Here is a 14,330-nt window from a genome sequence, read left to right on the forward strand (position 1 = left end):
TTAACTTAAATTGGCATTCAAATCATTTAATTCGTCAGCCGAATTAATATTGGTTAAAGGAATGATCTCACTTTCATCCAGATTAATAATCTGATGTGGTATTCCTGCCAGCAAATCCATCATTTTTAGTGCATTTGTATCAATAGCCTTCTTAATAAAAGGGATCATCTTTTTGGAATAAATTCCTATCAGTGGGTGCATTCGGCTTTGCGAAGCAAAAACGGTAATTCCGGCTTCTTCCGTATGTTTTGAGAGTAACTCCTGTAATAATTCTGTTGAAATTAGCGGAATATCACAGCTCAGAATTAGGTTAAATTCGGTTTCAGAATGTAATAAAGCAGTATAAACTCCTCCTAACGGCCCTTTATCTGCAATAACATCGGGTATTTTTTGATAAGAAAGATAATCATATTCTTTTGAGGCAGTAACCAATCTTATTTCTGCTGTAATAGGCAAAATTGCGCTGATGATGTGCTCTATAAATGGCTTTCCCCGAAACAAAACTAATCCTTTCTCTGACTGCATTCGAGAACTTTTTCCTCCACAAAGAATAAATGCTGTTAGTGTTTCCATTGTTTTTTAGTTTTTGTTTCAGGTTTTCTTTGTTTCAAGTTTCAAGTTTCAAGTTTTCTTTGTTTCAGGTTGAAATGAGAGAAAGTTTAACTTTAAAAGATAGAGATACATTCTATCTTTTTATTTTTCAATTATTAAGGAAAAATCAATTTGACGCTTGCCATTAAAATTACGGTTCCTAAAACTACTTTCAGGGTTTTGTTTGAGAAATAACCACTTCCGTAAAATCCTCCCAATATTCCTCCAACAACTGCAATCGGAACTAAATAAAAACTTTCCATAGGGATTGTTTTTCCGCCCATAAAAAAACCTAACATTCCCGCAAAAGAATTCACAAATATGAATAAACTGGAAATGGCCGCTGATTCTTTTACAGATGCCCATCCCAAAAACAATAAAATAGGACTTAAAATTATACCTCCGCCTATTCCTAACATTCCGGATAATAAACCGATTGCAAAACCAATTGTTAATGCAAACATCAGGTTGATTTTAACAGCCTCTTTTTCTTTAAAATTAAAAACCCCAAACAGCCTTAACGCTGCAAAAACCAGGACTACTCCTAAAACTGCTTTATAAATCGTATTATCTAATGTGACAAACCCGCCTATAAATGCTGCCGGAATTGACGCTATTGCAAATGGATAAAACAATTTTGGCTTGAAATAATTCTTTCGATAATAAAAGAAAAACGAAATACTTGATACAAACAAGTTCAACAACAAAGCCGAAGGTTTCATCACCGCCACCGGAAAAGCAAAAATAGTCATCAAAGCCAAATATCCCGATGCTCCTCCATGTCCCACACTAGAATATAAAAATGCAATAACAATTAATGCAAAACTAAATAGTAATAGGTTTTCGGAACTTAGCAGGGTCATTTTGTAATGGTTTAATCGTTTATTTATTTAACCGTTTATTTGTTTCAGGTTTCAGGTTTGCTCTATGTTTTTATTTATACCGCTTTCTATCTCTTTACATCTAAAAATCTTTATTCTATTTTCTTTATTCTATTTTCTTTATTCTATTTTCTTTATTCTATTCTCTTTATTCTATTCTCTTTATTCTATTCTCTTTATTCTATTCTCTTTATTCTATTCTCTTTATTCTATTCTCTTGCTTCTAAAATCTAAAATCCTTTTAATCTATCGGCAATACAGTCACTAAAGTCCCTTTTTCATAGGCTTCAACATCCTCGGGAACGATTAGCAAACCGTTGGCAACGGCAAATGTATTGAGCATTGCGGAGCTTTGTCCCTCTAATACTGTGACATTTGTTTCGTCGTATCTTGCTTTTAAGAATAATGTTTTGCCTGTATCGTTTTTAACATCCGAATTTAGCGTTCGGACGATTTTTGTTCTGTGAATTTCAGAAAGCCCAATTCTGTTTCTGATTGCCGGATAAACATAGATATAAAAATTGGTCAGTGATGAAGCCGGATTTCCGGGTAAAGCAAAAACTAAGGTTCCATTTTTTGACCCAAAAAACATAGGTTTTCCCGGTTTTTGATTGATTTTATAAAAATGTTCATTTACATCATTGTGCAATAAAGCTTCTTTGACAAAATCGTAATCTCCGACCGAAATTCCGCCTGAAACTAAAACAATGTCATACTTTTTTAAAATCTCTTTTAATGACTTTTTTGTAGCTTTCAGATCGTCTTTTACGCGATAGACTTTTGTTTTGTTTATTCCTGCCGTTTCAAGAGCTGCCTGAAGCATAACGGAATTACTTTCGTAAATTTTTCCTTTTTTTAGTTTTTCACCAGGTTTTACTAATTCATTTCCTGTTACTAAAATGGCCACTTTCGGTTTTTTGTACACTTCAATTTCTGTGATTCCTAAGCTGGCTAAAAAACCAATTGCCGCAGGAGTTATTAAAGTCCCAGCTTCAAAAACGACATTATCTTTTGCCATTTGTTCTCCTTTTAAGCGAACATTTGTTCCTTTTGAAGGCATGACTGCAATCAAAATAGAATCTTTATTTGCGATGACATGTTCCTGCATTACTACCGTATCTGCATCATCAGGTACAAAAGCGCCGGTAAAGATTCGGACTGCTTCATTGGCCTTTAATTTCAAATTTAAGTGATCGCCCGCCTGAGAAGTACTTACGATATCGTATTGATGTTTTATACTGTGAATAAAAGCATAACCATCCATCGCCGATTGACGAAACGGCGGCATATCAATTGGCGAAATCACCTTATCGGCCAAAACATAACCCAATGCTTTGCGTATCGCTATTTGCTTCGTGGGCATCTTGATACAGTTCGCTTCAACTCTTTGTAATGCTTCTTCCACTCTAATCATAACTGTTGTTTTTTAAGCAAAAAACACTTTTTGTAAAAACATAACTTTTTACTTCTCTAAAGTCTCTCTTATCACTTTTTTAAGAATATAAATTTAGCTTAATTCTTTGGATTACTCCCCGAAAAAATCAAATAGCTTTTTAAGATCAGAGGTTTTGGTTTCTTTGTTCCGGAAATTTCCTTTCGGACGATCCTACAACCTATAAAATTACACACAACTTAACACACAAACAACTAATTCACAATACTTTAATCAACCTCTCTACTTTATTACCCCACCTCAACCTAAAATGCATTTTCCGACCACGTACTCTTATGATGAAGTCGTACCTATAAAAGTTACGTTTTTAAAAAAATCTTCTTTTGGAGGCTCCAACGACTTTTAGCTGACGTTTTTACCTTATTTTAAAATGAGATAAGATCTTAAAAATTAGAAAATTAAGTATAAAGTACTACATTTTTTAATTGGAGAAACAGAAGCTTATTCTTTTTTTTAACATCTCACACAAAAACACAAAACACTAAATAACAACAAGTTAAGTTGTTTTTATAGCTAAAAAACATTCCAAAATTCTATCTTTTTCAAAAAAAAATAACCAAATTTTTGGTTTTTATTATATTAAAATTAACTTTGTCTATAGAATTAGTAGAGTTTAAAATAATATTTGAAACCAAAAAAACTATATTTTGAAAACAACCGAAAGCATATCGTATTACATTCTTCCTAAAAAATATACTTATAACACTTTTTGTTATATGTGCTTCTGTTGCTAAACCTCAGCAATTTTTTCGTTTGCATTCGATTCCTTTTTGTACCGAATCATTTTAAAGCGAATTTTTAAATACACCACAAAATTTTTATTGAAATTTCCAAGTCGGTTTGATGCATTCATTTGTATCAAAAGGAGTACTGAAACTATACCTATACTTTAAAAAGAAAATAATTAACAACTAAAAAAAACAAAATGAAAAATATGCAAGGCTGTTGCTGTAAATAAAAAAAGCCATTTCTGCGGCAACAGAAATGGCAAGGCTTAAAGAACATTTATCACTAAATCAAGAATTCCATTAGAGAGTTGAAAATTCAACTTTCAAGGCTTCTTGTTAATTACTTAAACCAGTACAAAGAAATGAAAAAAAAATTAAAAATATACTCATTCCTGTTTCTCCTGCTCCTATCGGCAGGAATTAATGCCCAAAATACAACACCTCTGATACAATCAAAACTGGATGGAACAGTTTTAGACGACATTACCAACCAACCTATTATTGGTGCTTCTGTTATTATTAAAGGAACTACTCACGGTGTTCAGACAGATGCCGAAGGAAAATTTTACTTTCAAACCGGACAGAAATTCCCTTATACTTTAATCGTAACTTATATTGGATATAAAAAATCAGAGATTATAGTCGAAAAAAATCCAATTACCATTCATCTAAAAGAAGAACGTCAGGAACTGGACGAATTAGTGGTTGTTGGTTATGGCTCTCAAAAGAGAAAAGACATTACAGGGGCGGTGTCCTCTGTACCTAAAGCCAATTTAAGTCAGGTAACCTCATCGGCAGATAACTTACTGCGCGGTGCTATACCGGGGGTGGTAGTCACACAAAGTTCGGGACGTCCCGGAGCCTCTTCAAGTGTACGAATCAGGGGAGGAAACTCTATTACGGCTGGTAATGAACCGCTTTATGTAGTTGACGGAATTTTAATTTACAACGACAATAACAACAGCACAGCAGGTGTTTCGAATGCGGGAGCGACTATCAATGTCCTTTCAACAATTAACCCGGGTGATATCGAATCTATTGAAGTACTAAAAGATGCCTCTGCAACGGCAATTTACGGCTCCCGTGGGGCAAATGGTGTGGTCATCATCACCACTAAAAAAGGGACAAAGGGTCAGGACAATATTTCGTATCAGGGTTATGTTGGGTTTCAGAATGTATCGAAAAAACTAAATTTACTGAACGCAAGCCAATGGGCAAGCCTGCGTAATGATGTTCAGGCCAGTATTGGCCAGGCTCCTTCTTTTACTGCTGCTCAGATCGAAGCTTTAAAAACTTCGGGAGGATACGACTGGCAATCGGCTGCTTTTAGAACGGCAGCTCCTATTCAGAATCATCAATTGTCGTTTTCAGGAGGTGATGATCGCTCAAGATATGCAATTTCGGTAGGGTATTTTCAACAGGATGGAATTGTAATTGCCTCTGATTTTAAACGTATTTCGTTACGTGTTAATTATGAAAGAAACTATTCTCCCAATTTTAAATTTGGAGTAAATGCCAACTACAGCAATTCGGTTGCAAATGGTATTGGTACCAATGGTGGTTCGTCTGCCGGAAGACAACCTAATCCGCTAGTTGTCGCTTTGTATCAGCCACCGGTAGTTCCGATTAAAAATGCCGACGGAAGCTATAACCTGACCAATAATCCTTATGCAACAGCTGTTAACGGAGTCATTGCTAACCCAATAAATGACCTTGTTAGTACGACCAACGAAACTAAAATCAACCGAATCCTGACCAGTTTATTTGGCGAATATAAAATCACCAAAAAACTAACCGCAAAAGTGGCTGTTAGTGGCGATGTGATCAATACCAAGCAAAATTACTATGCACCGGCAACTACCACTACAGGTGCAGGAACTAAAGGTTTTGGCTCGGTTGGAGACCGCTTAGTAAGCTCTGTACTGAATGAAAACACCTTGAACTACAACACTAATTTTGGTGAAAACCACAAATTTTCAGCCTTGGGCGGATATACTCTTCAATATACACAAGGTGAAGTTGTGAATGCGGGAGCTCAATTTTTTGTCAATGACGCCAATACTTACAATGCTTTACAGGATGGTGTGCCTTTAAAACCTTATACCGATGCTTTCGAAAGTGTTTTAAAATCATGGCTAACCAGAGTTAATTATTCCTATAAAGGAAAATACAATTTTACGCTTTCTGCCCGTGCAGACGGATCTTCAAGATTTGGTTCGAAGTCGCTTTGGGGGTATTTCCCGTCAGCAGGATTTTCGTGGAATATTACCGATGAATCTTTTGCAAGTAATATCAAAGGCGTAACCGAAGCTAAACTAAGAATAACTGCCGGAACAACCGGTAACCAGGAAATTGGAAATTATCTTTCTCTTGCACAAATGGCTTCTGTAAACTATTCCTTCGGAGGAACTCTGCAAACTGGTTTAGCTCCTACCCGACTAGCCAATCCGGACCTGAAGTGGGAAAAAACAAATCAATACAATATTGGATTGGATTTATCCTTGTTAGACCGTAAAATCAATTTTGTTTTTGATGTATACTACAAAAAAACGAACGATTTGTTGATCAATGTACCAATTCCGTTGACCTCAGGATATGCAACTGTACTACAAAACATTGGAGGGGTTGAAAATAAAGGGTTTGAAATTGGTCTGATTACCGAAAACCTAAAAACAGAAAACTTTTCATGGAATTCTAACATTGTTTTCTCTGCCAATAAAAACAAAGTCGTTTCTATTGGAAATGGCGTGGATCAATTTTTTCCTGTAGTCCCAAACGGTTCTTTATTGCAACAACAACCGGTAACCGTAAAAGTAGGACTGCCTTTGGGAACTTTTTGGGGATACAAAACCAATGGTATTTTCCAGACGCAGGAAGAAGTCAATACTCAGCCTAAAATCAACAGTTTAGCCAATACAAAAGTTGGAGACCGAAGATATGTAGATACTAACGGAGATGGTGTAATTACAGCTTTGGACAAAGGAAATCTTGGAAGTTCACAACCAAAATTTGTGGGAAGCTTTAGCAACACAATTTCCTATCGCGACTTTGATCTTAATTTTTCATTCCAGGGATCTTATGGCGGTAAAATATTCAATGCTTTAAATCAGCAATTGGAAATTTCTACACTGGGTACGAATGCCAACGTTACACTGGAAGATCGTTGGACACCTACAAATCCAAGCAATGAAGTTCCGAGAGCAACCAGTTCTCCATTGGGAATTGTTTCCGAACGTTATGTTGAGGATGCTTCTTTCCTGAGATTAAAATTAATCACTTTAGGTTATACTTTACCAAAAAGCCTTTCGAAAAGACTGGGAGCTAAAAGCATCAAATTTTATGTCTCTGCCGAAAACCTAATTACATGGACCAAATACACAGGATATGATCCTGAGGTAAGTTCCTACGAACAAAACAACTTATATCCGGGAATTGATTTTGGTGCTTATCCCAATTCAAAAACATTCATCTCGGGCCTCAACGTAACTTTTTAAGTAAAAAAATATAAAATGAAAAAGATTTTTATAACATTCCTATTGAGTGCCGGACTATTGGTATCGTGCACCGATTTAGAGGTCACACCTACCTCATTTGTAACCGAAGACAACTACTTTAAAACACAAGACGATGCTGTAGCAAGTGTAACAGCTGTCTATGCTTCACTAAGTCTTGATCCGGGAGAGCAGAGTTTGTTTGGGAGAAACTTATATTTCCTGACCGACATGGCATCTGATTATGCTGCAGCGGGAGTTTCGGCAACCAATCCACAAGTTAGAGCTTTAAGCAGCCTGACTCATGATGCAACTTCCGATCGTGTTCAGGTGGCGTGGCGTCAAATCTATGCCGGAATAAACAGAGCCAATGTTGCTATCGATAATATACCAAAAGTAGCCGGTTCAGACGCTGTTAAAAACAGATTGATTCTCGAGGCTAAATACATCCGAGGCTTATTGTATTTTCAGGCAGTACGTCTTTGGGGCGGAGTTCCTATTGTATTGCACGAGCCTACTTCTATTCAATTGGAAAGTTTAAAGTCGAAAAGAGCCACTGTAGCAGAAGTTTATACCCAAATTATTTCAGATTTAAAAGATGCTGAAGCTTTACCATCCACTTATCCTGCAACAGATACCGGACGTGCTACATCGGGAGCGGCAAAAGCCATTCTAACAAAGGTTTATCTTACCAGAAAAGACTATCCGAATGCTATTTTAAAAGCCAGAGAAGTAATCAACGGCGGATACGGATATGCTCTTTTTGAAAATTTTCAGGATATTTTCACGAAAACCAAAAAGAACGGGAAAGAACATATATTCTCTGTTCAGTTTGAACCCAATCAGGCCGGAAACGGATCTAGCGGAAGTACTTTTCAGGCCACTTCTTTTACCGGATTCACTGCTACAGAACCTGCCGATATTATTTCGGATGTTGCTTTGTTTTATGATATTTATGCTGCCGGCGATACCAGAAGGGATGTAAGTTATGCCAAACAATTACCAATTCCCGGTACCGCAAACGTATATACTTTTCCGAAACCGATCTTCAAAAAGTATCTGGATTTAACCAATCTGGCCACTCCGTCTAACGTCTCAATCAATTTTCCGATAATTCGTTATGCCGATATTTTACTGTCTTTAGCGGAAGCGATAAACGAACAGGGACCACCTACACCTGAAGCCTATGAGCTAATCAATCAGGTAAGAAGAAGGGCTTTTGGAAAACCGATTAACACACCTGATGCAACAGTAGACTTAGCAGGATTAACACAAACAACGTTTAGAGCAGCCCTGCAAGAAGAACGTAAAAAAGAATTTGTTCAGGAAGGACAACGCTGGTTTGATTTGGTTCGTTGGGGAACTTTGGTTACCGAAGTCAAAAAAGTACTGGCGAAAAATTCCGTTTCTGAACGAAATAATTTATACCCGATTCCACAAAGTGAAAGGAATATTGATCCTGTTGGATTACCTCAAAACCCCGGATATTAATTAAAACCACCACTAAAAAAACGAATAAATTATGAAAAATTTCAAATACCCTAGTAAAAGTACGAGCCCAAAAAAAGGACTCTTACTTACTGCACTGCTTGTAGCACAATTGAGTTTTGCGCAAAACAATCCGAATGCTGATTTTAAAGGTGTTGTCGGAAAAACGCTGGCCGATTCTAAAGAATATTGGCCAGATCCTGTGAAAGCCCCTGCAGGCGCACCAAATATTGTCTGGATTTTACTGGATGATGTTGGTTTTGGAGCCTCAAGCGCTTTTGGAGGTTTAATTCAAACGCCAACTTTTGATAATCTGGCTAATAATGGTTTACGATACACCAACTTTCACACCACTGCTATTTGTGCCCCTACCCGTGCCGCTCTTTTAACCGGAAGAAATTCAGGAAAAGTACACGTAAGCGGATTTTCACATACCGTTTTATCAGCAGGTTTCCCGGGTTGGGATGGAAGAATTCCATCTGATAAAGGGACAATTGCCGAAATTTTAAGAGACAAAGGATACAATACTTTTGCCGTGGGAAAATACGGTTTGACTCCTGATGAAGAAGCAACCGATGCAGGGCCTTTCGACAGATGGCCTACCGGAAAAGGTTTCGAACACTTTTTCGGTTTCTTAGGATCACAAACCGATCAATATAAACCTGATCTGGTGGAAGACAACGCACATGTTACACCTGACGGAAGACACTTAACCGATCAGATTACGGATAAAGCCATCAGCTACATCACCAAACAGCATAAAGCTGCACCCGACAAACCTTTCTTTTTATACTATGCTCCCGGAGCGGTTCATGCACCACACCAGGTGGCAGAATCCTGGAGCGATGCGTACAAAGGAAAATTTGATGAAGGCTGGGATGCTTATCGCGAAAAAGTACTGGCCAACCAGAAAAAACTGGGTGTAGTTCCTGCTAATGCCATCTTACCGGAACGTAATCCGCTGATTACCGACTGGAAAAAACTAACACCGGATCAAAAGAAAGTCTACGCCAGATTCATGGAAGTTTATGCCGGATATCTGACCTATACCGATCACGAAATTGGACGAATTGTCGAGCATCTAAAACAAACCAATCAGCTGGAAAATACTCTGATTTTTGTTGCAATTGGTGACAATGGCGCCAGTAAAGAAGGTACTACACAAGGTACAATCAATCAGAGTTTGTTTGCTCAGGGCGGATCTGATGAAGAAAATCTTCAGAAAAATCTAAACAATATTGGAGAGATTGGAACTGCCAAAGGACTGAATACCAACTATCCACTAGGATGGGCACAGGCAACAAATGTTCCTTTTAAAAACTGGAAACAAGATGCACAATCAGAAGGGGGAACGCGTAATCCGTTGATTGTTTTTTACCCAAAGGGAATTAAAGAAAAAGGCGGAGTCAGAAACCAGTACAGTCACGTAACCGATTTGCTTCCAACCACTTTGGACATTGCAGGAATTAAAGCTCCGGAATATATCCGAGAAGTAAAACAGGATGCTCTGCAGGGGTCAACCTTCTACGCTTCACTGAATGATGCCAAGACGCCATCTTTAAACAATATTCAATACTACTATATTTTTGGAAACAGAGCTATTTACAAAGATGGCTGGAAAGCAGGAGCGGCACACCTGCCGGATTCTTTTGCTGTAAAAAAATCGTTGGGTAAAAATGAAAAACCTGCCGAAAGCAATTTCGATGCTGATGTATGGGAGTTGTATAACCTCAACGAAGATTTCAACGAGCGCAATGACCTTGCTAAAAAATACCCGGAAAAATTGGCCGAACTAAAAAAATTGTTTGAAGAACAAGCCAAAGAAAACAATGTTTATCCGTTGATTGACTGGCAGGATGTATACAACAGAAGAATACACAACACTACAGCCGACAAAGGCAAAACACTACAGGATCTGATTCAGCAAGCCACCAGACCCGGAAATTCTAAATAATAAATCCAATAGCGATTCGGGTCTTTTGGCAACATATTGAAACCTGAATCGCTTTTAATTTAAATCATTATGAAAAAAGTAGATTTTGAAATTATAGGAAAAAAAATCATCGTGGGAGCGATTATTTTTTTAGTTCCGCTAATTATTCTGGCGGGCGGTTTAACATTAATTAATAACTTTTTAAAATAAGAAATCATGGCAACAACAGCTTATAATTCAAAAAGTAAACTTACCAGAGACTTAAGCATTAGTCTCCTTATTTATTCACTGCCTGTCGTGGCAATTTTTCTTTATTTTAAACTAACGAATGGTTTGGTCACCCAATCTCATCTTACGTTACCGTCATTTTTAGAATTTGCAAAACCGGCTTTCGAAAATATCAGAACCTGGGGTTTAACTGCTTTTATGTTGATCCTCGGAGCTATCGAATTTACTGCAGGTTTGTACGATGACCAATGGACAGGCGAAGAACGTAAAGTCGATATCGTTTGTTTTCTGGCTCCCAAATTGCTTTTGCCGCCGGTAATTGCCTTTTTTAGTCTGACTGCATTACCGTATTTAATCCCTAATCTTGCCAACACGCTTTCGTGGGTTCCGTTTTGGGGAGGTTTTTTCCTTATCGCAATAGCCGATGATTTAACGCAATACTGGTACCATCGTCTGCACCATCAGGTTCCTTTTTTATGGCGTTTTCATCGAACGCACCATTCCGCACCTTACATGGGTATGGCAATGGCATCCAGACAAAACTTTATTTACACGATCTTCTTCTCTCAGATTTACCTAACCGCTACTTTAACCTATTTAGGTTTAGGATTACCGGCTTTGTTTGTATTGGTCATCAAAAGCCTGATTACTCTCGGAGCTCACTCGAGTATTGCCTGGGACAAACCATTTTACAAATACAAAGTTTTACATCCAATTGCATGGGTTTTAGAACGTTTAATTTCGACTCCGGCAACCCATCACGCGCATCATGCTGACACCAGCGGAGACGGTGTTGGACATTTTAAAGGAAACTTTGGAAATATGTTTTTCATCTGGGATATCATTTTCGGAACAGGTTTGATCACTAGAAAATTCCCAAAATCATACGGAATGAAGTCGTACAAGCAAGAAGAATGGTACGCACAATTTCTTTGGCCAATTTTCAAATCCAAAAAAGAAGGAAGCGCTTTAGCCGAAGGAGTACTAGCTGTTCCGGTTCGTCAGAAAGTAGAAAATACAATTCCAAATCCGGCTTATTATGAGCAGGTTCAATCTTAAAGATCATGAAAAAAAATAAATTAATCCAAAACAGTATTGCGATCGTGATACTGTTTTTCTCCGGAATTAGCTTTGCACAGCAAAAAGCATCCAACACCGTTTCTTTAGATGTTTTTTATGCTAAAATTCAAAGTGAGAAAAAGCCCCAGATCATTGACGCCCGTGGTCCCGAAGAATTTGCGCTGAACCACATCAATGGTGCTCAAAATTTTAATTTGGAATCAAAAGATTACGCCAAACGTATCGCCTCATTAGATAAAACAAGGCCAGTCTTCACCTATTCTATTGGAGCAGGAAGAAGTGTCTGGCTTGCAGACGAATTGCTGAAAAACGGTTTTAAAGAAGCCTACAGTTTAGAGGGCGGAATTGCCAATTGGATTGGAAACGGAAAACCTTTTTACTCCAATTCAAAAAGTAAATTAACCTTAGTCGAATACAATAAAATCATAACTGAAAATAATGACGTTCTGGTTGATATTGGTTCTGTATACTGTGGCGCCTGCAAAAAAGTAAAACCTGTTTTAGAAACCATCAGAGCGCAATACGGCTCAAATCTAAAAATCATTGAAATTGATCTGGAAGACAGCCCGCAAGTAATAGCCGATTTGAAAACCGTAAAAGTGTTCCCAACTTTGATATTATACAAAAAAGGAAAAATCGTTTTCAAAAAAGAAGGTCTGGGAGATCTAAAAAATGATGTCGACGTGGCTTTGGCTTCGAAATAGGAAGCTGCTATTATTCGAAAACGGACAGACTTCAAAAAGCACTTAAAAAATAAAATTATGGCTTTATCCAAAACAAAAAAGGTTCTATTTCTTATTGTAATTGTACTTTTTACTTTGGCTTTGTTTTTATTCTGGCCCATCAATACAGATAACACGTTAATACAGCCAGACAAAAAATTACTCGAAGGAAAAAAAGAATTTCTATCTGAAAAAGTTCCTGCAGACCGTTCTTTTAAAAAACCTAACATCATCATTCTTCTTGCAGATGATTTAGGGAAATATGATATTTCCCTATACGGAGGAAAATCAACGCCAACTCCACAGATCGATTCTCTTGCCGCTTCGGGTGTAACTTTTACAGATGGATACGTTTCGGCTTCGATTTGTTCCCCTTCCCGTGCAGGAATTTTAACAGGCCGTTATCAGGAACGATTTGGTCATGAATTTCAACCCGGTGATCGTTATCCAAGAAACAATTTGGAATACTATGCTTTTAAATACCTGATTAACACCAATGGCTGGAAGCTGAATCCTAAAATTAACTATCCAAACGAAGCTTCGATTGCAACGCAGGGTTTACCGAAATCTGAAATTACCTTTGCTGATCTGGCCAAAAAACAAGGTTACAACACCGCTATTATTGGAAAATGGCACCTTGGACACAACAAAGGTTTCTTTCCATTAGACAGAGGTTTTGATTATCATTACGGATTTTATCAGGCGTTCTCCTTATATGTTCCCGAAGATGATAATCCGGATATCATCAATCATCATCACAAAGATTTTACCGATAAAATGATTTGGGGAAATGGTCGTGTCGGAATTGGACAAATTCGTCGAGATACTACCATCCTGAAAGAAAAAGCCTATTTAACCGAAAAATTTGCTGAAGAAGCTGAAGCTTTTATAGATAAGAACAAGAACAATCCCTTTTTATTGTATGTTCCGTTTAATGCTCCTCACACCCCTTTTCAGGTACGTAAAAAATACTATGATCGTTTTCCGAATGTAAAAGACGAAAACAAACGTGTATATTTTGCCATGATCAGTGCTTTGGATGATGCTATTGGAAGAATCAGAGCCAAAGTAAAAAAAGAAGGTTTAGAAGACAACACCCTAATCATTTTTGCCAGTGACAATGGTGGTGCCGATTATACTTTTGCCACTACAAATGCACCGTTAAAAGCAGGTAAGTTCTCCCATTTTGAAGGAGGCGTAAATGTTCCGTTTGCATTGTCCTGGAAAGGAAAAATTAAACCACATACCATTTACAAAACTCCGGTGAGCACGTTGGATATTTTTAGTACAATTGCAGCTGCTATTCACTCTAATTTACCAAAAGACAGGCCTTATGATGGTGTCGATCTTGTGAGTAGCGTAACGGGGAACAAAGAAGCACATAAAACCTTATACTGGCGTTCAGGTGATGCCAAAGCAATCAGAAATGGTGACTGGAAATTAATCATCAGCGGAAAAACTCATAAAGAATGGCTATATAATCTTGCAGGTGATAAATCAGAAACAACGGACCTTGCCAAAAAAAATCCGGCTAAGGTAAAAGAACTGCACATCGCTTTACAAAACTGGGAAAAAGGGCTGGTAAAACCTTTATGGCCCAATTTAACACATTATGAATTTGATTTTGGCAAACAAAAATATTTTGTAGATCTGTAGTCAATAGTAACCCCTACAGGTTTTAAAAACCTGTAGGGTTAATTCAGCTTGCATTAATCAAACAAACACGCGTCACCAC

General features: G+C 37.5%; 9 protein-coding genes. 6 read left to right on the plus strand and 3 right to left on the minus strand.

Features of this window, described 5'->3' with window-relative positions; all coding sequences use genetic code 11:
- The 3 genes from OGZ34_RS19990 to OGZ34_RS20000 form a co-directional block, all read right to left on the minus strand.
- Positions 1-573: a molybdenum cofactor guanylyltransferase gene (locus OGZ34_RS19990; RefSeq protein ID WP_173967552.1), complete on the minus strand. Its 573-nt coding sequence runs from the start codon at positions 571-573 to the stop codon at positions 1-3.
- Positions 574-707: 134 nt separating this feature from the next.
- Positions 708-1,454, minus strand: coding sequence for a sulfite exporter TauE/SafE family protein (locus tag OGZ34_RS19995; RefSeq protein WP_263361475.1), 747 nt, complete (start codon positions 1,452-1,454; stop codon positions 708-710).
- A gap of 259 nt (positions 1,455-1,713) precedes the next feature.
- Complete coding sequence (locus tag OGZ34_RS20000; RefSeq protein WP_263361476.1) at positions 1,714-2,886, minus strand: molybdopterin molybdotransferase MoeA; 1,173 nt, start codon at positions 2,884-2,886, stop codon at positions 1,714-1,716.
- A 1,129-nt stretch (positions 2,887-4,015) separates the two neighbouring features.
- Here OGZ34_RS20000 and OGZ34_RS20005 point away from each other — a divergent pair.
- The 6 genes from OGZ34_RS20005 to OGZ34_RS20030 all read left to right on the plus strand — a co-directional run bounded on the left by OGZ34_RS20005 (position 4,016) and on the right by OGZ34_RS20030 (position 14,251).
- On the plus strand, positions 4,016-7,147 hold the full coding sequence (locus OGZ34_RS20005) for a SusC/RagA family TonB-linked outer membrane protein (RefSeq protein WP_263361477.1): 3,132 nt from the start codon (positions 4,016-4,018) through the stop codon (positions 7,145-7,147).
- A gap of 15 nt (positions 7,148-7,162) precedes the next feature.
- Positions 7,163-8,635 carry a RagB/SusD family nutrient uptake outer membrane protein gene (locus tag OGZ34_RS20010; protein ID WP_263361478.1) on the plus strand — a complete coding sequence of 491 codons (1,473 nt, stop codon included), beginning with the start codon at positions 7,163-7,165 and terminating at the stop codon, positions 8,633-8,635.
- Between the two features lie 31 nt (positions 8,636-8,666).
- Complete coding sequence (locus OGZ34_RS20015) at positions 8,667-10,586, plus strand: arylsulfatase (protein ID WP_263361479.1); 1,920 nt, start codon at positions 8,667-8,669, stop codon at positions 10,584-10,586.
- 195 nt (positions 10,587-10,781) lie between these two features.
- Complete coding sequence (locus tag OGZ34_RS20020) at positions 10,782-11,852, plus strand: sterol desaturase family protein (protein WP_263361480.1); 1,071 nt, start codon at positions 10,782-10,784, stop codon at positions 11,850-11,852.
- A 5-nt stretch (positions 11,853-11,857) separates the two neighbouring features.
- Positions 11,858-12,577 carry a thioredoxin domain-containing protein gene (locus OGZ34_RS20025; protein WP_263361481.1) on the plus strand — a complete coding sequence of 240 codons (720 nt, stop codon included), beginning with the start codon at positions 11,858-11,860 and terminating at the stop codon, positions 12,575-12,577.
- A 57-nt stretch (positions 12,578-12,634) separates the two neighbouring features.
- A complete protein-coding gene (locus OGZ34_RS20030; RefSeq protein WP_263361482.1) occupies positions 12,635-14,251 on the plus strand; it encodes a sulfatase-like hydrolase/transferase in 1,617 nt (538 codons plus the stop codon).
- Positions 14,252-14,330 lie beyond the last annotated feature (79 nt).

The sequence above is a fragment of the Flavobacterium collinsii genome (assembly GCF_946903285.1).
In the GTDB taxonomy this organism is placed as follows: Bacteria; Bacteroidota; Bacteroidia; order Flavobacteriales; family Flavobacteriaceae; genus Flavobacterium; species Flavobacterium collinsii.

Bases quoted from the DNA above. Each gene is read 5' to 3' on its own strand.
- OGZ34_RS19990 (WP_173967552.1), bottom strand. From the start codon at position 573: ATGGAAACACTAACAGCATTTATTCTTTGTGGAGGAAAAAGTTCTCGA.
- OGZ34_RS19995 (WP_263361475.1), bottom strand. From the start codon at position 1,454: ATGACCCTGCTAAGTTCCGAAAACCTATTACTATTTAGTTTTGCATTA.
- OGZ34_RS20000 (WP_263361476.1), bottom strand. From the start codon at position 2,886: ATGATTAGAGTGGAAGAAGCATTACAAAGAGTTGAAGCGAACTGTATC.
- OGZ34_RS20005 (WP_263361477.1), top strand. From the start codon at position 4,016: ATGAAAAAAAAATTAAAAATATACTCATTCCTGTTTCTCCTGCTCCTA.
- OGZ34_RS20010 (WP_263361478.1), top strand. From the start codon at position 7,163: ATGAAAAAGATTTTTATAACATTCCTATTGAGTGCCGGACTATTGGTA.
- OGZ34_RS20015 (WP_263361479.1), top strand. From the start codon at position 8,667: ATGAAAAATTTCAAATACCCTAGTAAAAGTACGAGCCCAAAAAAAGGA.
- OGZ34_RS20020 (WP_263361480.1), top strand. From the start codon at position 10,782: ATGGCAACAACAGCTTATAATTCAAAAAGTAAACTTACCAGAGACTTA.
- OGZ34_RS20025 (WP_263361481.1), top strand. From the start codon at position 11,858: ATGAAAAAAAATAAATTAATCCAAAACAGTATTGCGATCGTGATACTG.
- OGZ34_RS20030 (WP_263361482.1), top strand. From the start codon at position 12,635: ATGGCTTTATCCAAAACAAAAAAGGTTCTATTTCTTATTGTAATTGTA.